Annotated in this window: 17 protein-coding genes and 1 pseudogene; 11 read left to right on the forward strand and 7 right to left on the reverse strand. The window is 36.0% G+C overall.

The genetic code is table 11. From position 1 onward, the window contains the following. A pseudogene (locus tag ASC72_RS04940) lies at positions 1-4584 on the reverse strand (DUF11 domain-containing protein); the annotation flags it as partial. A 1606-nt stretch (positions 4585-6190) separates the two neighbouring features. On the opposite strand from ASC72_RS04940, the gene ASC72_RS04950 reads away from it, so the two are divergent. Further along, positions 6191-6721: a hypothetical protein gene (locus ASC72_RS04950; protein WP_241775631.1), complete on the forward strand. Its 531-nt coding sequence runs from the start codon at positions 6191-6193 to the stop codon at positions 6719-6721. 441 nt (positions 6722-7162) lie between these two features. On the opposite strand, the gene ASC72_RS04955 is transcribed toward ASC72_RS04950, so the two are convergent. Next, positions 7163-8053: a winged helix-turn-helix domain-containing protein gene (locus tag ASC72_RS04955; RefSeq protein WP_056187724.1), complete on the reverse strand. Its 891-nt coding sequence runs from the start codon at positions 8051-8053 to the stop codon at positions 7163-7165. 293 nt (positions 8054-8346) lie between these two features. Here ASC72_RS04955 and ASC72_RS04960 point away from each other — a divergent pair, with 293 nt between their 5' ends. The 8 genes from ASC72_RS04960 to ASC72_RS04990 all read left to right on the forward strand — a co-directional run bounded on the left by ASC72_RS04960 (position 8347) and on the right by ASC72_RS04990 (position 15849). Beyond that, the gene (locus tag ASC72_RS04960; RefSeq protein ID WP_056187727.1) at positions 8347-9198 is read left to right on the forward strand and encodes an AraC family transcriptional regulator; all 852 of its coding nucleotides are present in this window, start codon (positions 8347-8349) and stop codon (positions 9196-9198) included. 95 nt (positions 9199-9293) lie between these two features. Continuing rightward, positions 9294-9524, forward strand: coding sequence for a hypothetical protein (locus tag ASC72_RS04965; protein WP_056187730.1), 231 nt, complete (start codon positions 9294-9296; stop codon positions 9522-9524). Then, positions 9521-9781, forward strand: a complete 261-nt coding sequence (locus tag ASC72_RS04970; RefSeq protein WP_056187732.1) for a hypothetical protein — start codon at positions 9521-9523, stop codon at positions 9779-9781. Before ASC72_RS04965 ends, ASC72_RS04970 begins: the two co-directional genes overlap by 4 nt. A gap of 67 nt (positions 9782-9848) precedes the next feature. After that, entirely contained in the window at positions 9849-10442 is a 594-nt protein-coding gene (locus tag ASC72_RS04975; protein WP_056187736.1) for a short chain dehydrogenase, read from the forward strand. Positions 10443-10462: 20 nt separating this feature from the next. Next, positions 10463-10588, forward strand: a complete 126-nt coding sequence (locus ASC72_RS24695; protein ID WP_256380466.1) for a hypothetical protein — start codon at positions 10463-10465, stop codon at positions 10586-10588. 305 nt (positions 10589-10893) lie between these two features. Beyond that, complete coding sequence (locus tag ASC72_RS04980) at positions 10894-11790, forward strand: AraC family transcriptional regulator (protein WP_056187739.1); 897 nt, start codon at positions 10894-10896, stop codon at positions 11788-11790. 89 nt (positions 11791-11879) lie between these two features. After that, the gene (locus ASC72_RS04985; RefSeq protein ID WP_056187742.1) at positions 11880-12881 is read left to right on the forward strand and encodes an aldo/keto reductase; all 1002 of its coding nucleotides are present in this window, start codon (positions 11880-11882) and stop codon (positions 12879-12881) included. Between the two features lie 523 nt (positions 12882-13404). Next, positions 13405-15849, forward strand: coding sequence for a TonB-dependent receptor (locus tag ASC72_RS04990; RefSeq protein ID WP_056187745.1), 2445 nt, complete (start codon positions 13405-13407; stop codon positions 15847-15849). Between the two features lie 104 nt (positions 15850-15953). On the opposite strand, the gene ASC72_RS23870 is transcribed toward ASC72_RS04990, so the two are convergent. Both ASC72_RS23870 and ASC72_RS05000 read right to left on the reverse strand, forming a co-directional pair. Then, on the reverse strand, positions 15954-16127 hold the full coding sequence (locus ASC72_RS23870; protein WP_198528482.1) for a hypothetical protein: 174 nt from the start codon (positions 16125-16127) through the stop codon (positions 15954-15956). A gap of 157 nt (positions 16128-16284) precedes the next feature. After that, positions 16285-16647 (reverse strand): helix-turn-helix domain-containing protein, encoded by a 363-nt coding sequence (locus ASC72_RS05000; protein ID WP_117595770.1) that lies wholly within the window; start codon positions 16645-16647, stop codon positions 16285-16287. 184 nt (positions 16648-16831) lie between these two features. Here ASC72_RS05000 and ASC72_RS05005 point away from each other — a divergent pair, with 184 nt between their 5' ends. Together ASC72_RS05005 and ASC72_RS05010 are read left to right on the forward strand one after the other, a co-directional pair. Further along, a complete protein-coding gene (locus ASC72_RS05005; RefSeq protein ID WP_056187756.1) occupies positions 16832-17437 on the forward strand; it encodes an FMN-dependent NADH-azoreductase in 606 nt (201 codons plus the stop codon). 334 nt (positions 17438-17771) lie between these two features. Further along, positions 17772-18590 carry a helix-turn-helix transcriptional regulator gene (locus ASC72_RS05010; RefSeq protein WP_056187759.1) on the forward strand — a complete coding sequence of 273 codons (819 nt, stop codon included), beginning with the start codon at positions 17772-17774 and terminating at the stop codon, positions 18588-18590. Positions 18591-18592: 2 nt separating this feature from the next. Here the strand turns inward: ASC72_RS05010 and ASC72_RS05015 are convergent, their stop codons facing one another. From ASC72_RS05015 to ASC72_RS05025, 3 genes are all read right to left on the reverse strand, one after another. Beyond that, entirely contained in the window at positions 18593-19072 is a 480-nt protein-coding gene (locus ASC72_RS05015; protein ID WP_241775632.1) for a hypothetical protein, read from the reverse strand. A gap of 244 nt (positions 19073-19316) precedes the next feature. Then, positions 19317-19745, reverse strand: a complete 429-nt coding sequence (locus ASC72_RS05020; RefSeq protein ID WP_056187762.1) for a response regulator — start codon at positions 19743-19745, stop codon at positions 19317-19319. A 14-nt stretch (positions 19746-19759) separates the two neighbouring features. After that, positions 19760-21046 carry a HAMP domain-containing sensor histidine kinase gene (locus tag ASC72_RS05025; RefSeq protein ID WP_056187766.1) on the reverse strand — a complete coding sequence of 429 codons (1287 nt, stop codon included), beginning with the start codon at positions 21044-21046 and terminating at the stop codon, positions 19760-19762. Positions 21047-21276 lie beyond the last annotated feature (230 nt).

The following is a 21276-nucleotide window of genomic DNA, read 5'->3' on the forward strand; positions in this document are numbered from 1 at the left end:
CATACAGCCGTTGTTTACAATTTTAAGTGCAGACTGATTTGTCGTATAAGGCGTGTTGTTGGCCGCCCATGTATAGGTCTCTCCCGAGCAGATAGTTGCCGTTGTGACAATATCCGATGGTTTTGGTGTTACGCTCAGATTCAATACCTGGTCTGCCGTACAACCGTTGTTTACAATTTTAAGTGCAGACTGGTTTGTAGTGTAAGGCGTGTTGTTGGCCGCCCAYGTATARGTCTCTCCCGAGCAGATAGTTGCCGTTGTGACAATATCCGAAGGTTTTGGTGTTACGCTCAGATTCAATACCTGGTCTGCCGTACAACCGTTGTTTACAATTTTAAGTGCAGACTGGTTTGTAGTGTAAGGCGTGTTGTTGGCCGCCCATGTATAGGTCTCTCCCGAGCAGATAGTTGCTGTTGTGACAATATCCGATGGTTTTGGTGTTACACTCAAATTCAATACCTGGTCTGCCGTACAGCCGTCGTTTACAATTTTAAGTGCCGACTGGTTGGTCGTATAAGGCGTGTTGTTGGCCGCCCACGTATAGGTCTCTCCCGAGCAGATAGTTGCCGTTGTGACAATATCCGATGGTTTTGGCGTTAACGTTACTCCTACGGAAGTTCTTGTACTTTCGCAACCATTCGAACTCTGACTTGCAAAATAAGTTCCTGTCACTAATGTCTCAGTCCCTATATAAAGTATTCCTCCTGTACTGGCACTATACCATTTAATACCGGTTCCCGAAGGTGCTAAATCGCTAATTTTTCTGTTATCTGCTAAACAAAAAGTCTGAGCTAAAGCAATTGGTGAAGATGGAATAGGATTTACAGTTACAGTTGTTGAAGCTGAAGCTGCGCTTTGACAACCAGAAGCATTTGTTACCTTAACATTGTAATTTCCTGAAGTTGAAACCGTAATAGATTCCGTTGTTTCCCCTGTTGACCATAAATAGTCATTTCCTCCACTTGAAGTCAAAACTACAGTACCTCCTGAACAAAATGTTGTCGGGCCTCCTGGTGTTATTGTTGGCGCAGCTGGTGTTGGATTTATTGTAACTGCAACTAAAGTCCTGGCGCTCTCACCACAGCTGTTTGTAGTCTGACTTACAAAATAGTTTCCTGAAGATAACGTTTCCGTTCCCGTATATAATGTTCCACCAATACTTGCAGTATACCATTTTAAATTACTCCCTGAAGCTATTAAATCATTAACCGTTTTACCTTCAGAAACACAAAATGTTTGAGCAGATGCAGTCGGTACAGGTGCTGCGTTATCTACTGTAACTGGGACTAAAACCCTTGTACTTTCGCAACTATTTAAAGTCTGGCTTACATAATAATTCCCTGTTGATAATGTCTCCGTTCCTGCATAAGCACTTCCCCCAGTACTTGCAGCATACCATTTTAAATTAGATCCTGTAGCTTGTAAATTACTTACTTTTTTACCATCAGTTGCACAAAATATTTGAGATGAAGCAGTTGGTGCAGTCGTATTATTCACTGTAACAGCTACTAAAGTTCTTGAGCTCTCACCACAGCTATTCGATTGACTTACATAATAGTTTCCTGAAGATAATATGTCGGTTGCGTTATAAAGTGTTCCGCCAGTACTAGCATTATACCATTTTAAATTGCTTCCTGAAGCAATTAAATCACTTACTTTCTTAGCATCTGCCACACAAAATGTCTGAGATGAAGCTGTTGGTGCAGTTGGAATTGTATTAATTGTTACTACTACCGCAGTTCTCGCACTTTCGCCACAACTGTTTGCAGTCTGACTTACGTAATATGTTTTTGAAATTAATGCCGTAGTTCCTGTTAAAGGTGTTGTTGAAGTATTCGTATCATACCACTGTAAACCAGTTCCTGTAGCTATTAAATCATGTATTGTTTTATTTTCAGATACACAAAATGCCTGAGCTGACGCTACTGGTGCTGAAGAAACGGTATTTACAGTTACTGCTACTGCAGTTCTTGCACTTTCACAACCACTTACTGATGTCTGGCTTACATAATATGTTTTTGTTGTTAATGCTGTACTTCCTGCAAAAGCTGGTGTTGACGCATTTGTATTATACCATTTTAAATTAATTCCAGCAGCAATTAAATCATTGACTGTTTTACCCTCAGAACTACAAAAAATTTGGGCTGAAGCTGTTGGCGCTGAAGGTTTAAATGTAACAACTGTAGGCGCAGAGCTATTACTCACACAACCTGAGCTGTTTATTCTTTTTACTGTATAATTTCCATCAACAGTAACTGTAATTTCTTTTGTTGTTTCTCCAGTTGACCATAAATAACTACCTGAATTACCCGATGACCTTAAAACAACATTTCCAGTTGAACATGAAACCGAACCACTTACTACACTAATTGTTGGTGTATTTGAAGGTGAATCAACAGTAACCACAACTTGTTTTATTACTTCACATCCTTCAGATGAAACCGCTTTTATATAGTAGGTTCCCGTAGTTGCAGTACCTGGTGTTGTATAAGATATTGTTGCAGCTGCATTTGTCCAGTAAGAAAGAGTCAAATTTGCACTACTTCCTGCCGTAACTGAAGAAGCAGTTAAATCAACTGTAGACGGTGAACAAACCGTGGCAGGATTTGTAATAACAAGAGTAGGCAGTGTTTTTGGATTTATGGCTACACTAGCCGAATTATTCGCTGCATTATCATCTATAGAAGTTGGTAATGATGCTGTATTAGTATAAATACCAGATGCATTTACTTTGGCAGTAATTTTTAAAGTCACTTCTGTTTCTCCATCTAAATCTCCAATACTCCAAACTCCTGTTCCTGAATTATAACTACCTATTGATGGAATTGAGCTTACATAAGTATATCCTGAAGGAAGTAAATCATTTACAGAAACTCCAGAAACATTATTACCACCTAAATTATTTAGTTTTACTGTAAATTCTACATTCGACCCAATGCAAGGTGCCACATTATCAACTGTCTTTGTAATTCCTAAATCTGTACATAAAGTTACACTAACTGGTTTCGATTGTGTTTGAGCTCCACAAGTCAAAGTAGAAGCTACAGAATAAGCACCCGTTTTAGTTGCTGTATAAGTTGCCGAATTAGCACCTGTGATCGCCGTTCCATTCAAATACCATTGGTATGGTGCAAAACCAGCAGGTGTTGTAAGTTCTGCCTTATTATTGGTACAGCCTCCACCTGAAATATAAGTTAAGGTTGGATCTTCTGGCTGAGCTGCAAAATTTGAGAAAAATCCAGCCATAGAAAAACCCCCGTCTTGTTGTACAATGGAGACCGTAAGTTTCGCATTACTCGAAATAGAGAGAACATCCGGGCTACCTATTTGAGTATTTTTAAAATTTATCAAATACCAACCTGTCGTTCCTATTTGATGACGAGCTGTAATACCGCTTACAGTTTCAATATTAGTTCCATTAACTTTTACAACTTCTGTAGCACTTCTTAAAAGAATATATCCAAAATAATCTAATGTTCCCGAAGCGTAATTTCTAAACTTTGCAGTTTCTATAAAATTAGATCCACCACATTCTGAAACTGGGGCAATTGTCGAAATATCGACTTCACAAGATTGCGCCGTTCCTGAATATACCACTACCCTCTTATCTGCGGCAACACGAGATGCAGTAAAACTTGTATTAGTAACACCATTTATAAAAGTATAAAAATCGCCGGCTAATGCTAAAGTAACAGTGTTTGTAGACGCTAACACTCCCGTAGTTGAATATCCATTTATGGTTAAAACTGTATTATCCTTTGTTGCTACTACTGTAGTCTGTTCTGCAATATCATTTCCAGTTCCTCTTTCAATAAAATATTCCGTTCCCAAAACTGCTTCTGGAGGAATTTGATTAAAGGCACCATCTCCACACCCCCCTGGCATATCAATTGCTGCCGAAGTATTCATTACACAGGGATTTGAGGATTCTACCAATGTCCCTATCGGGGCTTTAAACAAATAACTTTGTCCTGCATTTAATGTAGCGGTAATAACATTATTTATTTTTATTGTCGTATTATTTACAGTTGCCATTATACTGTAAATAGGACGTTGATCACCTAAACTACCAAAATTTCCCAACGACCCATTTCTATAATAACCTACTCGAAAACGAACACCAATTCCTGCGTCCCCAAAACTCGTTAGTGCAGCATTACCTTTAAGATTGGCATCGACATTCTCCCCATTCACATAATTATCTGAAGCAACATTTCGCATATTTACAGATGTCGGACCATCACTCGAAACAATCAGTCCCGCTGCATTTATTACCGTATCTAAAGCATACATTGGAAGATCTTTTGCCAGAAGCTTAAACCTGTAGATCGCAGGATTTCCTTTAGTTGCAGTTAAAGTCGTTTCTAGAGTACCATCACTCTTAGTCAACGTAATATTTACTGTAGTTAGCGAGTTTGTAGCAATAACAATTTCATTTGATTTACTAAAATATTGCCAAGGCGCCGGAGCAATGTAGTGTTTGGTATAAAACTGAGCCGAAACATTGTAAGTTCCCAGTAATAAAAATGCAATTAGAAAGTTGAGCCTAAAAAATTTAGACCAATTAAAAGTAAAGTTACGCATACACAAAAGAGATTTGAGAAATACAAATATTGTAAGCCAAGAAACCAATTGTGGTTTTTAGCATATAGGTGGAATATGAAAAAATATAAGGGTTAGATTTTGAATAAGTAATAAAATCTTTTTTCAAACTTTTATACAAATCAAAAAAGGTTTGAACCTTTGTAGGTTCAAGACATAAAAATTGTCTCATAGGTTATTGGTAGTTTTTGGAGTCGCGAAAGTATATAAACACCTAACAACTAGCTACTTTAGTCGACAAACTACCTATAAAAACGTTGAATAACACTTTTATTCAACTTAAATTCACTCTTAGAGCTTCAAAAATTATTTATTCCATAAAAAAATAGCAGAATTTTCTTAATTTATTATCAATACTACATGTTTTAAGCTTATTCACAATAAAAAAATCAAAATATCTTACAAATAATAATTAAAAAGTATTATCAAAAAAATTTAACATTTGTTTGATTTTGCAATTTTAAAATTCATAGTGATTTTTACTCTTTAAAAATCTTTCTTTCGATCGAATATTTTTTTTCACCTCTTTTTCGGTATAAGTATATTACGTTATGGCACATGCTTTTTAAAATAAAAAATCACTGATTATCAATAGTTTAAAATAAAATTATAATTCCCTATATTTTATATAAAATTTGAAACTATATTTTACCATTATAAAATTGCGATAAACCTCATTTATGTTTCTATAAGAGAAACTTTACAATAAAATTGTTGTCATATGGATAAAAAATAAAATCTGAAATAAAATCATGAAACAAATCATGGCCTAACATCCCATTCGTCGATAATTATTATCGACAAAATACATCAACTGTATTTTATTTCCTACATCCCTAAAAAGCACACATATTAAACTAAAAGAGAGGTTCTTACAAAAAAAATGTGCCATATTAACTATTCTTTTTAAACTTCACAATTAAGTTTTAAATCGTAAAAATCTGAATCAGAGGGAATTTAATAGAGTCCAATTTCAACTTATAAACTTAGTTATTTATTCTAAAAAGCTAACATTTCGTTTTAAGCCATAGAACCTGATTCGTTTAATTAGAGAATTTTTAAATAAGGGTTCTGAATGAAAAAGTTCAATTTTATTTGTTGAAAGGCTCAAAAGGATAATGACCCGATCACACTTTAAGAGGTAAAATATTTTAAAAAGTTCCACCTTAAGTTTTGTGACAAATTAGTGGCACAAGCTATTTTTCATATTTAAAAATGTAGTTACAACAGAGGTTGCAGAGTTTAGGTTCGAAACTTTATATCCGTGTACTTAGTTCTTTTTCCTGGTAACAGGTTCAAGTCTTGTTCCCGCTACAGCAAAAACCCTAATTACTTTAAAAGAAGCAGTTAGGTTTTTTATATTGCTGCGGGTTAAATTCTTTATGGGCACAGATTACAAATCCGCACTATCGGTGTAGCTCTTCGGTCTCATATCCGCCCGATACCGCTATCAAACGCATTATTTACAATTAATTTACAAAGTTTACATTTTTATTTACAATCCAAATTACTTACGTTGAGAAATACCAAAGTAAATTTGGTGAATCAATTTTGAAAAGATATAAAAAATATGAAAAAAATCGTCTATGTGCTGATCTTACTACTGGTTGTGGTAAGCGGACTAGTATTTGCTAATCATGAAATTAAAAATGAAACTAAGCCATCCTCAAAACCGTCTTCTATTGCTGACAGGAAAGCCGTCCTGGATGACAGGAAAAAATGGGAGGCTTCTCCTGACGGTATAAAGTACAAAGAATGGGAGGTTTCTCCTGAAGGTAAAAAAGTGCATGCCAGTCATGATAAAATAAAGAAGTACATAAAGACTTTCACCAATATGGACGCCGTGGTAATCTCTCTTACTTTTCAGCGCGCAAACGGGAAATCGTCAGGGCCAAAATGGCTTATAGTCAGGATTAATGGCGAAGAATATATGATGCAATTTATTCCTAAGGATTTTCAGCAGTTAAACAGCCTGAAAGTTAACGACAAAATAATTGTACGAAGCCGCAGCGCAGGGTATTCACCTAATCATCCATATTTGATTATATCGGGCGACTATATTGAGCGAAATAATAAGATACTTTTTAAACGTGACTTTAGCAAAAATAACGGTTGCTAAGGATTACCGGCTTCGCGATTAACTGCAATAGCAATTAAACGGGCTCTAACGTCTCCGGAAACGCTAATAAGTGTTCAAAGAATCTCCCTTTTGGGCTATTCATAAAGCTAAAAATCTTACTTTTTGCTATCATGAACCTCTTTTAAAACTTTTAGAAACATAATAAGTGTTCAAAGTATTTCCCGCTTTCGCTACAACAAAAAACCTAATTACTTAAATAAGAGTAGTTAGGTTTTTTTTATTGTTGTATGTTTTTTTTCTAATTTAATCTAATTATAAAATGCCCAATAAAATGCTATAAATAGACTAATAGCCCGTATTTTATCTGCATTATAGGTTATATCTTTATAGGCACGGATTACGAATCCGCGCTATCGCAAGTATCGGCCATTATTCACTACCTTCGCCATACTACGACAAATACCTATTCCTTCTATTTTCTTAAGAGCTAATTTCAAGCCTATATCCTTTGCCGCGTATAACAACAATTTTGATATTTGGATTAAATTCCAGTTTTTTTCTAAGTTTTGATATGAACATATCCAGACTACGCCCCACAATAACACCTTCATCTTCCCAGATTTCTTTTTGCAGTCGGCTTCTCTCTATAGTCTCATTGGGAGACAATGCGAAAATAAGCAATACACGGGTTTCCGTTCCGGTCAGGTCTATTGTTTTTCCGTTTGCTTCCAACTTCTGATTCTTTGCATCGAACAACACCGGGCCCAAAGTTAACTTGCCAGTATCCCGACTATCGGATAAAACCTTCCGAGGCTTAAAAGACCTCAACAAAATAAGGCCAACGAATGCTAAAAAAGACAAACCGCCCAGAAGATATCCATTCTTAGCTGTATTTATGCCTGTTGGTTTGAATTTGATGTTAATCATGTAACAGGCGATAGGTTGTACTCTTCCTATGCAGGCTACAATATCATCTTTTTTATTTTTGGATATAGCATATCCATAAACTACACTAGAGTTGCCACAGTTCAGAACGTTGACAACATAATCGCTTGCGAGCGGGTCTTTGGTCAAAAAACGCCGGGTAATATTCACTAACGAGGCAGGTTGAAAACTTAGATCATTCTCAAACCTGATCTGGTACTCATTTTCAGCGATTTTTTTTACCGGAAGTACCCGTGATGTACTGTCGCCCGACTGTAAAAGTAATTCATGTCCAATTCTGCGGAGTAAAACTTCCCTTCTTGAGATATCAAAATCGTCACCATCCTCCATGCTAAAAGCCACACAGATTACAAAGATAAAAAGGAGTAGTATCAATGCAAATAAGTATTTGCGTTTTCCAGAGAGGAGATTTTGACTAAGATGCATAGTGTCAAGTTTTTATTTACAAAGTTTACATTTTTATTTACAATTTAAACCTCTCAAGCCTAAAAATATCCAAGTATTTCATTTGTTCAGCCGAGTGTACTTAGTTCCAATTTTCGAAACCTACATAAAGCTGCAATCCATTTTTAACAGACCTCTATTTTATTAAATATTTCATTTTATAGTTTCGAAAAACGTCAAAACTGGTATCAGATGCTAATTTTTTTTTAGATCTGTATCTGGAATATTAAAAATAAGTACTATATCTTTAACCCGTATAACATTATCCACTTGAGGTGAAAAAAATTCCAGTCAGGCAAATTCAGGAACCTACCTTAGCTGATCATTTTAGCATCAAAGCTATTGAAGACTTGCTTAATCAAGGCGAAATGATACAGGAACTACATAGGCACGACTTCTATTATCTATTGGTTTTAAAAAATGGCATAGGGGAGCACGAAATAGATTTTACCGTTCATGAAGTGGGAGATAACACACTGTTTTTTATGCGCCCGGGACAGGTACACCAGCTAAACCTAAAGAAAGGAAGCACAGGCTATCTGCTTCAGTTTAAACCAGATTTTTTTGATGCCCAAGATCATTCAGCAGTACAACTTTTACGTCAGGCGAGCCGTCAGAATTTTTGTAAAACCAATACTAATCAATTTGAGAAGCTTGCCAATATTCTAGCCTATATCTTTAAAGAGTTTACTGATCTGCAAGAGCGTTATCACGAAGTGATTAAGACAGGTCTCCATGTCTTCTTTATCGAACTGCTGAGAAATCGCCAGAATAAGGAAAGGCCCACAAAGGGAGTTAACCCATATGCACAAGAGAAACTTGAGCAATTTATTGAACTTTTAGAGGTCAGGCTAATTATCCATAAGCAAGTCAGCCAATATGCCGAGTTGATGAATATCTCTACCTATCAACTTGCTGCCATTACAAAGAGCCTACTGAATAAAACACCTTCTGATCTCATTAATGAATACATTATCCTGGAAGCTAAAAGACAGCTGCTTGCAACATCGAATCAAGTGAGCCAAATAGCCTATTATCTGGGTTATGAAGATGTTTCCTACTTTATCAGGTTCTTCAAAAAGCATACAGGCACTTCGCCCGAGGTATTTAGGCAAAATCTCAAATAAGTCCTATTCATCCTCGTTTTTGTCCTATCCTATAGATTAGATCTGAAATTACTTTTGCTGAATAAATAATTATAAGTATTCAAAAAGTAATTTGTATGAAAACAAAAATAAAATTAATTGCGGCATTAAAGATATGGGTCGTAATTTACCCGTCTATCACGCTGCTTCTGTATCTGTTAGGTAAATCTTCTCTGATATTGCCTTTGTACCTGAAAACATTATTGCTTACTCTTACCCTGGTTCCCTGGATAATTTTTGTAGGTGTCCCTTTTGTAGATTTTATCATCCGCCAAGCTAGCAAAAAAGATAATAAACAACAGCTGTGAAGGTTCTTTTTAAAACAATTGCGACTGATACAGGCGCAACATTGCTGATAGACTGTCTGATATTTATACTAAGCCTTTGTAGTATTAAATCACGGGGATTACTTTTTGTCGACCGATGGCTGACATGCATTCCTCAGGGAAAATTCTTTCATGTAATTATTCAAACGCCGGCAATCACAAACATTGGCCTTACCATTGCCATGAGCACAGCAACAGGAATGACAGTAAGTAAAAAATTAATTTTTGAAGATTTTTAAAATTATGCAGATCTGAGGCTAACAATTCCTAACACAATAAATATTTTTAATCCTTAAACACAAAAAAATGAAAATTATCATCATAGGCGCAACAGGCACCATGGGAAAATACTTGTCAACTGCATTTGAAAAAGAACACGAGATCATAAGAGTCGGGTCAGGCAATGGCGACTTTCAAGTCGATATTACTGCTGTTGAATCAATAGAAAATTTATTCAGGCAAGTTGGTTCCTTCGATGCACTTATATCAACAGCCGGACCAACTCATGTTGGACCATGGAAGAAAATGACCGACAAGGAATTCAGAAAAGGTATCGAGGGAAAAATGATGGGACAAATTAATTTGGTACTCATTGGACAGCACTATATCAATCCAAAAGGTTCATTTACTTTAATTACAGGCGGTTTAACGTATGAACCCCAATTGAACTTTGCAAATGCATCCGCTGCAAATGGCGCTGTTGAAAGCTTTATTCGCGCAGCAGCAATTGAATTAGACAATGGTATCCGCATCAATGCTGTTAGTCCGACTGTTATTGAAGATTCACCTCAGTATTTTTCCTATTTCCCAGGAGAAATCCCGGTAACTATGAAACAGCTCGAATACGGTTTCCGAAAAAGTGTATTTGGAGCAAACACGGGCCAGATAATTAAGCCATAATAACAAGCAGAAAAATAAAGATGATGAATATTCAAGCAATTGATGCGGAGCAAGCGTCGCATGAGGCAAAACCAACTTTGGAAATGCTTAGTAAAAAAATGGGGCGTATACCCAATATGTATCAGGTGATGGCTAATTCACCATAACATTAACAAGATGACTAGTTCACCCCTTGGCAAAACTTCAAAGAATCCAGAGAAAATTAAAGCCTCTGGAGAAGTTTAAGTTAGCGTCAAAGCTAACGGCAAGATGGGGTACTACTTTATAAAGGGGCTCTCAGATCTGACAGATGCCCCTAAAGAAATTGAGCTGCTGTAAAAAATAGAACAGTGAGTCAGGCAATACCATAAAGATAAAATAAATACGCTTCTTGATAAAAAATCACAAGCAATAGCGCTGAAAAATTGAATTCCCTATTTTAAGGTCTATTTTATTTTTATAAATTTACACAATGAAACAAGCAGAAAGCGTTAGCGAATTTTATAAACGACTGCCAAACCATGCACCCACAAATGTTCCGCTTAATAATGCTGGGATAGGCCATATTAATGTTTTTAGCAGAGAAACATGTGCCGAAGTAAGTCCCTACAGCCGACGGGATTTTTACAAAATTTCTCTCATCATCGGCAAGGGTAAGATTTATTATGCAAACAAATGGATACAGATTGACAAACCCGCCCTACTCTTTTCTAATCCTGTGGTACCTTATTCGTGGGAAGCGGAATCTGAGCATCAGTCAGGTTGGTACTGTCTGTTTACCGAAGATTTTATCCAGCATAGCGAACGCATGAATAGCTTACTGGATTCTCCTTTATTCAAAATTGGATGTAATCCCATATTTTTTCCCGATGATACTCAATTAAAGGAACTTTCATCCATATATATGAAGATGCAATCAGAAATGCTCTCCACTTATCCACATAAGTACGATATCCTGCGCAGCTATCTGCATCTGATAATTCATGAGGCTATGAAAAATAATTCTGCCACAAATTTTCAGACCTATACAAATGCTTCTTCCCGGGTATCTGCTTTATTTCTTGAATTGCTCGAAAGACAGTTTCCAATTGATTCCCCTTCACTTATACTAAAATTAAAAAATCCGGCAGATTACGCCAATTCTTTATCCATACACATCAACCATCTTAATCGTTCGGTAAAGCAAATTACAGGAAAAACTACAACTACTCATATTGCAGATCGTATTATTAAAGAAGCTAAAACCTTATTGCAGTACACAGACTGGAATATTGCCGATATTGGCTACAGCCTTGGTTTTGAATACCCTTCTTATTTTACATTCTTTTTTAAAAAACACACTGGTTTGGCACCCACCCAGCTGAGATAACTGTTTGAATATTATAATTAACTGTTTGATAACTATAAGCCCTGACCATGTTTTTGCATCTACTTTTGTAGAAACAAAATTAGATAAAAATGAAATACAGAAAACTCGGAACAACAGGTGAAGAACTATCAGCACTTGGATTAGGCTGTATGGGCATGAGTTTTGCTTATGGTCCAACAGACGATAAAGAAAGCCTCGCCACGCTGGAGAAAGCCCTTGATATGGGCATCAACTTTTGGGATACAGCCGATATGTACGGCAACGGTGCCAACGAAGAACTCATCTCCAAAGTCCTTGTACCTAACCGCGATAAGATATTTATCGCAACAAAATTCGGATTTCGCTTTAAAGATGGGATTGCGGGACCTAGCAGTTCTTCAGGAACCTATTTTGACGGCTCACCTGCCTGGATGAAAGTTGCTATTGAACAGAGCCTGAGGCGCCTTAAAATAGACACTATAGATCTTTATTATGCGCACCGCGTTGACCCAAATATTCCTATTGAGGAAACTGTTGGGGCAATGGCAGATTTAGTAAAAGAAGGTAAAGTACGCTATCTCGGACTTAGTGAAGTCTCTGCAAATTCCTTACGAAAAGCGTACGCTGTACATCCAATCTCCGCTGTTCAAAGTGAGTACTCGCTTCTCACAAGAGATGTAGAAAATGGAATATTAAAAACTACTCGTGAGCTTGGTATCTCTCTTGTCCCTTATTCTCCTTTGGCGCGGGGTCTGGTTACAAATAAACTTAATGTGGACACACTTGCCATTGATGACTTCAGAAGGACCCTTCCTCGCTATCAAAGTGAAAATATTGATAACAACAATAAGCTTATAGAAAATTTCGCTGCATTTGCAGCCTCCAAAAGTTGTACACCCGCACAACTAGCTTTGGCTTGGGTGTTAGCCCAGGGTGAAGATATAATTCCTATTCCAGGAACCAAGAAAAGAAATTATCTGCAAGAGAATATAGGTGCAATTGAAGTTAAATTGACAAGTGCTGATCTTACTGCTGTTAATGAACTAATTAATAGATATCCTATAATTGGAGAGCGCTATAGTGAAGAAGCAATGAAGATGGTTAATCACTAAGCAGTTGTTTTATTTAAAAATAGCAGCAAAAATAAAGTCTGCTCGCGCTGTGGTGTGAGCAGACTTTATTTTTGCCAACAATTCTAAAATCATTCTTTTTTTATTTTGTCACCACCAAATCAGAAAACCGCTAACAGGCAAAAAGGCACAAAATAAAGAAACAAAGTGTGGCTAAAATTTTGGTCGACCAACCGTACATACTGCCAGTATGAATGGCATAAGTACTTTTTCTCCATTTTGTCCCGAATGTTTTGTCTTTATGTTTAAATCCAAATAAAAATACATTTTAAAAAATTATCCTGGCCTGCTCATTTAAACTTGATTTAATATCACTTCAATAAAAACAATAACTTGCCAAAAATGAGACCGTTATATCAAACCAATCCTAATGGATACCATTACATCTTTGGAAGCAGGTATTAATTGTGACATTTCTGTTGTTAGAGTCATTCATTTTTTTAATTTATTATTTGTATTTAATCTAAATAAATATAAATTTGCAGCTAAAATATAAATAACCGCCATGAAGTTTACTTATTTATTTTTGCTGCTCGCCTTCTTTAATTTAGGTCAGGCACAAAATGGGAAAATTACCGGGAAGATCCTTTCCGGGAATAACGAAGCTTTATCTTATGCTTCTATATCAATAAAAAGTCTTAAAAAGAATACCAGTTCTGACGATAAGGGAAATTTTGAAATCAATAACCTCACACCCGGAAATTATACTGTTCATTTTTCAGCGATGGGTTTTTCTGTTCAGGAAAAAACAGTAGAGGTGCACGAGAATGAAAACCTTGAAGTTTCGATAATTTTACAGGAAAATATCAACACTCTACAGACTGTAGAGATTACGGGACGAAAAGAGAAATCATACAGGAACACCAAATCTTTTATTGGTGCCAAAACTGAAATTGCTTTAAAGGATCTGCCTCAGGCTGTTTCATACGCCACAAAAGAATTAATCGCAGACCAGGGTTCTATCCGTGTAGGCGAAGTGGTAAAGAACTTTAGTGGTGTGAGCCAGTTTACATTTTATGATGACATTTCTATTCGGGGTTTTAGAATTAACGGAGGAAGTAATACGCAATTACTAAACGGAATGAGAACTTCTACCGGATTCTGGAAACAGCCTCTCGCCAATTACCTGGAACGTGTTGAAGTTTTAAAAGGGCCCTCATCGGCTTTGTTTGGAAACGCATCTCCCGGAGGAGTTTTAAACAGGGTTACCAAAAAACCTCTGGATCAGGCAGCAAACAGCGTAAGTTTTTCAACAGGGAGTTTCAATACGCTAAGAGCTTTGGCCGATTTTACAGGACCATTAACCCAAGACAAATCGCTTTTATACCGTTTGAATTTAGGTTATGAAAATGCAAATTCTTTCAGAGATCTGCAATTCGATAAAAATATTGTCATCGCCCCTTCCCTGTCATTTCTTCCAAATGATAAAACAAGTGTAAACTTTGACTTGATTTATACGGGCTCAAAAAGTATCTTAGACCGGGGACAATCGACTTATGAAGACAATTTATATTCAACCAAGACCTCAAATTCACTAAATTCTACCAATGATTATTTAAATGAAGAAACCTATATCGTTACCACTTCATTAAATCATCAGTTTACAGATCGTTTATCGTTTTCTGCTTCTTACATCCGTACGGGTTATACCGAAGATCTTTTGGAACACCGCGGTGCTAACAAATATGCTTCTGCCGGCGATGGATCTACCATTCCAACCGCAATTGAAATGCAGGTTTTCCAGCGAAAACGTAAACGTTATATCGATAATCTTTCTGCTTTCTTTAAATATCAGGCCAAAACCGGAACCTTAGATCATAATTTGATTGCAGGTTATGATTATGCCCAGGAACAGGTTCCTTCCGGGGGGTCGCAGCTGCAGGCAACAGGATATAGAAATGCGGCAAATAACGCATCGATTGCCAGCTATGATCCGACAAAAAAGAATCTTTACTTGCTCGATTCAAAAGGAAATCCTGTTCCCAATGTGGCACATTTTGACCTGACAAATCCATCGGCATCACAGCAGCTAAAAGACATGAGCAAATATTTCTATGCGGCCCGTCCCTTTGACCCGACTTATTATTCATTGTACGGAATTTATCTTCAGGATCACATTAAATTTGGTGCTTTTCAGGCTCTGATTGGTATGCGTTACGACGAATATACCGATAAGGAAAACTATAAAAAAGCGACAGAGAAGAAAGTAAAGCAACATTCGTTCCTTCCTCGTTTCGGACTTACTTACACGCTTAATCCGAACATTAATTTATACGGAACTTACGTAAAAGGATACAATCCGCAGACTGCATCTTCTTTATCAAACCCAAATGCGGGCGGACCGTTTGACCCGCTGGAAAGCAATATGGTGGAGTTTGGAGGAAAATCTTCCTGGTTTAGAGAAAAACTTTTTGTGACTGTTGCCTTATTTAAAATTCAGCAGAAAAACACTCTGTATCCGGCAAATGATGCCACAAACCCGGATTTGATGAGAGCAATTGGAGAGGAAGAATCTAAAGGTATTGAAATTGATCTAAACGGAAGCATTACCCGCAATTGGAGCATTTCAGCAGCTTATTCTTATAACGAAGCAGCCATCACAGAAAGTCCGGTAGTATCTGAAGTGGATAGGCAAAAAGCAAATACCCCCAAACAGCAGGGAAATGTCTGGACACGTTATAACTTTATAGAAGGCGCTTTGAAAGATTTTGGACTTGCCTTTGGAACCAATTTTGTGACTACCCGTAATTTAAGCCAGACTGTAACGCAGACCATTCCGGGTTATACGCTCTTTAATGCAGCTTTGTATTACAATATCAATAAATTTAAAATTCAGCTTAATGCCAATAACATAACCAACAAAACCTACTGGGTTGGAGGTTACGATTATATCCGTTTGTTTCCTGGTGCGCCGTCAAACTGGCTCTTGACATTGGGTTACTCGTTTTAAAAATAGCTTATTTATATTTGAAAAACATTTATTCATCCATCTGAATAAACGTCAAAAAATAGTCACTACACTTTTAGCCCGGACTTGCATCCGGGCTTTTTTATTTATCCTTCGGTAATTGCAGGTACGGTAATGGTAGCTGATGCATTGATTCCTTTTACTGCAGTATTTTGAAGTGCCGCTTTTAATTGAGCATAATCAGTTACGACAGTCTCTTGAGCAGTTCCTCCTCCGGTTGTTCCACCGTTTTGTGAAGCCCATCCATGAAACCTCATCATAGTTACCTTCTTTGGCTGTAAGACTACTTTCTGTAGAAATAATTGTTGGTAAAATACTGCTTTCGACATTTTGAGGTGAAGTACAATCCTTTAGCAAATTATTAGAGAGTAAAAATAGGCTGGGCACGTTGGTGTTTCGGGTGCGGTTTAATTGATACTATTTCTCTTTAATTTTCATTCTATGTTGTTCACCCCAAGCACCTAGCTCACTTAGCACGTTTTTTAAAGTTCGGCTATACTCGGTCGCTTCATAAATTATGCTTACTGGAGTAGTTGGATGCACGTTACGTTTGATAAGGTAATTTAGTTCCAAATCTTTCAATTCATTTGCTAATACTTTAGGGGAAATACCTGTAATTTCCTTCTGAATCTCGTTAAAACGCTTTGATGATTGCACAAGGCAAAGAATCAAAGCCAGTTTCCATTTTCCATTAAGAACATACATCGCATCAATGACGTTTTTGAGAGATCCGGTACACTCTTCCTTGGTCGGAAGTGTTATATGTTCAATTGTTTTCATCATAGCAAATATACAAACTTTCGTAAAAGTAACCACTTTCCTTTGGGTAAGTACTAACTTTTATATACTTACAAACAATAACTTTGCTTTTGATAATTCGAGAGAAATAAACCTTTCATAGTTAACATAGAAAGGAATCCATCTCAGAACTTAGAATTGATAAACTTAAAAAAATAAAACAGTTATGAAACGCATTCTCCATCTAAAATCCAGTCTATTAGGCAAAGATTCCTACAGTATTAAACTGGGTAATGCTATTGTCGTAAAAATTCAGGAAAAATATCCTCAATATGAACTTGAAGAATTAAACTTGGTCGAAATCGAAATACCACATCTTACACCTGCTGTACTTCGGACTTTTTTTATTCCAACAGATCAACTAGTTGAAGAAGAAAAAAAATCTATCAGCTTATCTAATAAATTGGTTAAACAATTAATGGCTGCAGACATCATCGTCATTGGTGCACCGCTTATCAACTTTACGATTCATTCTTCACTAAAAGCATGGATTGACCATATTACCAGAGCAGGAATAACTTTTGGGTATGGCGAAGATGGTCGCCCAATTGGAATGGTAACAGGAAAAAAAGTTTATGTAGCCATGGCTTCTGGTGGTGTTTATTCAGAAGGACAAGGTAAAGCCAACGACTTTGTGGCTCCATATTTGCAAGCTTTCCTTGGATTTTTAGGTATGACAGATTTAACAGTTTTTCGTGCTGAAGGATTAAAAGTGCCTGGGATAAAGGAAACTGCTATGGTGAAAGCAATTGAAAGTATAAAGATTGATTAAAACATATAACAACACTCATTTTGGACACAACGAGCTCTGTTTATGGATACTTTAGTTTGTTAAATCTTTTTTTGGAAATAGCTTGCGATTCTTGGCGACTCCACAAAAAATCCTGTAAACATGTTTACGGGATTTTTTTTATTGTTATTGATCCTCCAAAGGCAAATGTTTTAAAAGAATTTCATTAATTGCCTATTATTTTTTTATCAAAAAATTACAAACTATTAATTCACTTTTTTTTAATTTTTACATCGGTTCATATTATATTTTTTTTAATTTTATAATAAACTATAAATCAGAAGATTTGCTTCTGAATTTTTACAAAAGTAATTATATGGAGATTTTGCCTTCCCCCAGTTTAGCACCATATATAAAGAATTATACCCTTGTTACTATTAACAAAGATCTCGACAACGAAGTGTTTTATCCAAGTGGATATGTCGACCTTATTGTCAATATCTCTGAAGGAGCAGCTGCCACTATTATCAACGGCAAACACAAGGATACACCGGCAATAGAGCTATTGGGCCATCTCACCCTTCCGACCCGACTTACAGTAGCAAAAGGGACTTCAGTACTTATAGCGCGAATTTACCCGCATGCCAGCGCATTGTTCTTCTCTGATCCACTGTCTGAATTTACTAACTATGCCACCGATATGTATGATGTTGCATTGAGTGAAAACAGGGAGTTGTACAACCGCATTATGGAGATCGACGGACTTCCCAATAAAATTAGAATCTTAGAAAACTACTTTCTCCAACAACTGAAAAAAAACGAAACCCGATTGAAGAAAGTATCAATACTTCAGACTCTCAGTCAGAAATTTTTGTTTGATTATCAGCCACTGGATTTACCTGCTCTGGCTCGGCATTCAGGATTATCAGAAAGATATATCCAAAAACTTTACCTATCAAATATTGGTATAAGTCCTGCAGCCTTTACTTCAGTAGTGCGATTTAACAAGAGTCTGCAGCTGGTACTCAATACGCCGCAATCGTTGACTGAGATCGCTTACGACTGCGGGTATTACGACCAGGCCCATTTTATTAAAGAATTTAGGAAGTTTACAGATATCACTCCTTCTGCCGCCAGAAGTTCATTAATAAAAAATGGTACCGATTTTCAGCAAGCTGTCAACGTTGGTTTTTAGACTTATTTCGCCGGATGGTTGCTGCTAAACATATCGCGATACATCTTCCAGCCGTCTTTCGTGTTCTTCCAGATGACAATCACTTTTCCGTCATCCAGTTTTTTACCTTCCAGATCAGTCATCTCATAAAAGCTTTCTTCTGTTACAGAAGTTTTGCCATCTCCATATAAATGTTGAATGATAAACTTAACATGCACCTTTGGTCCGGATTTAAAGAATGAAGCTATTTGTTCACTTCCACATACCGGTGCAGTGTTAGGCGGGAATAAGCAGGCATCATCAGTATACCTGCTAAGAATAGATCCGTCGTTTTTGTTAGCGAGGTCTGCGTAGATTTCATTGCTGGCTTCTATGGCCTTTCTGGCAGCCTTCAAATTAGGCTCCGCATTTTGAGCATTACACCAAAAGGTAAGCATCAGTAATCCGTTTAAAATAAGTGATTTTTTCATTTTTATAATTTTTATAGAAACAAAGTAAATCATTCCCACAGGCAGGAAATTGTAAAATTACGAACACTCTTTGCTTTCAATATTTAAAAAAACTTATTAGATTTCTTACTCTCCTTTCTTATTTCTAAAACTCTTCGCCAGTGATTGGTATAATTTCCTCAATATGCTTTCTAAGTTTTTCCATAATTGTTTTTTACCAAACCAAAAATAAAAGATTTATTGTGGTTTAATAAAATTCAGGATTTTTAGAATAGTCGAAATATTATCAATTGATCTTTCATTTCTTCGATAAAAACTCATCTTCAATAAGCCTAAATTTCTCTCTATCGAGTGGTTTGTTTAAAAAACGAAATACAGAAGGATTATTTTCAGCCCGTTTAAAATCGTCGGGATGTATGGAAGTTGTAATCATCAAAATGATGCAATTTGTTCTAATGGTTTCAGAAAGTTTTGCATATTCTTCCAGAAATTCATAGCCGTTCATTCCCGGCATATTAATATCTAAAAAAATGAACTGTGGAAGTAGTTCTGGAGTACTTTCTAATGATTTAATATAATCAAGTGCTTCAAGAGCTGATTCTTGCAAAATTATTTCTTCGGCAAAATGATATTTTTCAGCCATTCGCTTTGCAATATAACGATCAGTTGGATTGTCGTCTATCACTAAAATTTTTTTGAAAGTCGGTTTTTCTGATTCCTGGTCCATTAGTTAAGATTAGTTTATTGGTTTGGTATTTTAATTAAGAAAGTCGTTCCTTCACCTATTTGAGATTTAACTTTTATATCGCCATTCAGTTTATTAACAGCTTCTTTTACAATATACAATCCTAGTCCTGAACCAACAGATTCCTGAGATACCCGGTAGAACATATCAAATATTTTAGATTGCGATTCTTCATCAATACCTATACCATTGTCCTGAATAAAGATATTGGTTTCAGCCGGAGACGTCTCTATTTTAATATGGACATAGGGATTTGGAATTTGAGAATTTTGATACCTAATAGCATTTGAAATAAGATTATTTAAAATAGTGATCAGACGATTTTTATCCGAATAAAAGGAAGCTTCATCAGAGATTTCAATTTTAAATTCAACCATTCTGTTATTATCACCTATGAATTTTAAATTTTCTGTTACACCATTAATCAGTTCTCTGAAATTGATTAGTTCGTTATTGATTTTCATACGAGAGTTTCGCGAATAATCAAGAATATCACAAATAAAGCCATCCAGTTTTTTTGCACTACCTTTTAACATTCTAAAATATTCAAGCATCAATTCTTCAGTAGTCTCTTCTTTGGCTATTTCAATAAGACCAAGCATTGAGTTCAGTGGCGCCCGCAAATCATGAGAGGTACTGTAAACAAAACGGTCAAGTTCATAATTGGCGGTTTTTAATTCCTGATTTTCAATCTCTCTTTTGTTAAAAATTAGTTCCATATGTATTTCGCTATATTTTTTAAATTGATAGGCCCACAACCCGCAAATAGAAAAAATACAACCTGCAAGTATTATATGAATAATAAATGTCTGCAATGACATATAATCTAACTGAGAGAAATAAATTTCATCTAATCCCAGATACTGAAAATAACCAAACACTCCATGATGTATTCCCACAACCAGCAAAAGTGGTATTTGCAACTTCCAGTTTTGATACGTAATAAGTATTGCACTTGCAATGAATGCCATAAAATGCATTTCGAACATTCCATGCATTTGATAAATAAATTGAGCCATGAAAATTCCCAATACTACACTAAGGACATATTGGTATAAATTCGATTTAGGGAGGACAATTTTTGTCGAATAATACGCAATAAGCAACAGGCTTCCAACTCCAATGCCTATTTGCCAGGTGTCATAAAAAAAAGAAAGCAACAAGCCGACGACAAAAAAACTGATAAGGAAATAATTAGTTAAGTGATCTGATTTTTTTTTAATTACAAAAAGAAAATCTTTAATGTGCATGGATTGTTCTAAAGCAGCAACTTCTTGTTTCATGTTTTTTTTGCAATTTGGGATTGTTATTTAATTCTCTTTTTTAGCTTTTGGCTGTAGATTATAAGAAATTGAGCCTCATAGTAACAATTTGAGGATGTGCAAAACCTTTGACTTTAAATTGTTTTAAAATTAAATGATTAAGAAATTTATTAATAAGATTTCACCAAATTATACAAAAAAAACATAATAACAAACTTTAAGTAATGTATATTTTACAATTAAATATAATT

This window comes from Flavobacterium sp. Root420, assembly GCF_001427905.1.
Lineage (GTDB): Bacteria > Bacteroidota > Bacteroidia > Flavobacteriales > Flavobacteriaceae > Flavobacterium.

Coding starts and splice junctions, on each gene's coding strand:
- ASC72_RS04955 (WP_056187724.1), bottom strand. CDS start 8,053: ATGCATCTTAGTCAAAATCTCCTCTCTGGAAAACGCAAATACTTATTT.
- ASC72_RS04965 (WP_056187730.1), top strand. CDS start 9,294: ATGAAAACAAAAATAAAATTAATTGCGGCATTAAAGATATGGGTCGTA.
- ASC72_RS04975 (WP_056187736.1), top strand. CDS start 9,849: ATGAAAATTATCATCATAGGCGCAACAGGCACCATGGGAAAATACTTG.
- ASC72_RS24695 (WP_256380466.1), top strand. CDS start 10,463: ATGATGAATATTCAAGCAATTGATGCGGAGCAAGCGTCGCATGAGGCA.
- ASC72_RS04980 (WP_056187739.1), top strand. CDS start 10,894: ATGAAACAAGCAGAAAGCGTTAGCGAATTTTATAAACGACTGCCAAAC.
- ASC72_RS04985 (WP_056187742.1), top strand. CDS start 11,880: ATGAAATACAGAAAACTCGGAACAACAGGTGAAGAACTATCAGCACTT.
- ASC72_RS04990 (WP_056187745.1), top strand. CDS start 13,405: ATGAAGTTTACTTATTTATTTTTGCTGCTCGCCTTCTTTAATTTAGGT.
- ASC72_RS23870 (WP_198528482.1), bottom strand. CDS start 16,127: ATGATGAGGTTTCATGGATGGGCTTCACAAAACGGTGGAACAACCGGA.
- ASC72_RS05000 (WP_117595770.1), bottom strand. CDS start 16,647: ATGAAAACAATTGAACATATAACACTTCCGACCAAGGAAGAGTGTACC.
- ASC72_RS05005 (WP_056187756.1), top strand. CDS start 16,832: ATGAAACGCATTCTCCATCTAAAATCCAGTCTATTAGGCAAAGATTCC.
- ASC72_RS05010 (WP_056187759.1), top strand. CDS start 17,772: ATGGAGATTTTGCCTTCCCCCAGTTTAGCACCATATATAAAGAATTAT.
- ASC72_RS05015 (WP_241775632.1), bottom strand. CDS start 19,072: ATGATTTACTTTGTTTCTATAAAAATTATAAAAATGAAAAAATCACTT.
- ASC72_RS05020 (WP_056187762.1), bottom strand. CDS start 19,745: ATGGACCAGGAATCAGAAAAACCGACTTTCAAAAAAATTTTAGTGATA.
- ASC72_RS05025 (WP_056187766.1), bottom strand. CDS start 21,046: ATGAAACAAGAAGTTGCTGCTTTAGAACAATCCATGCACATTAAAGAT.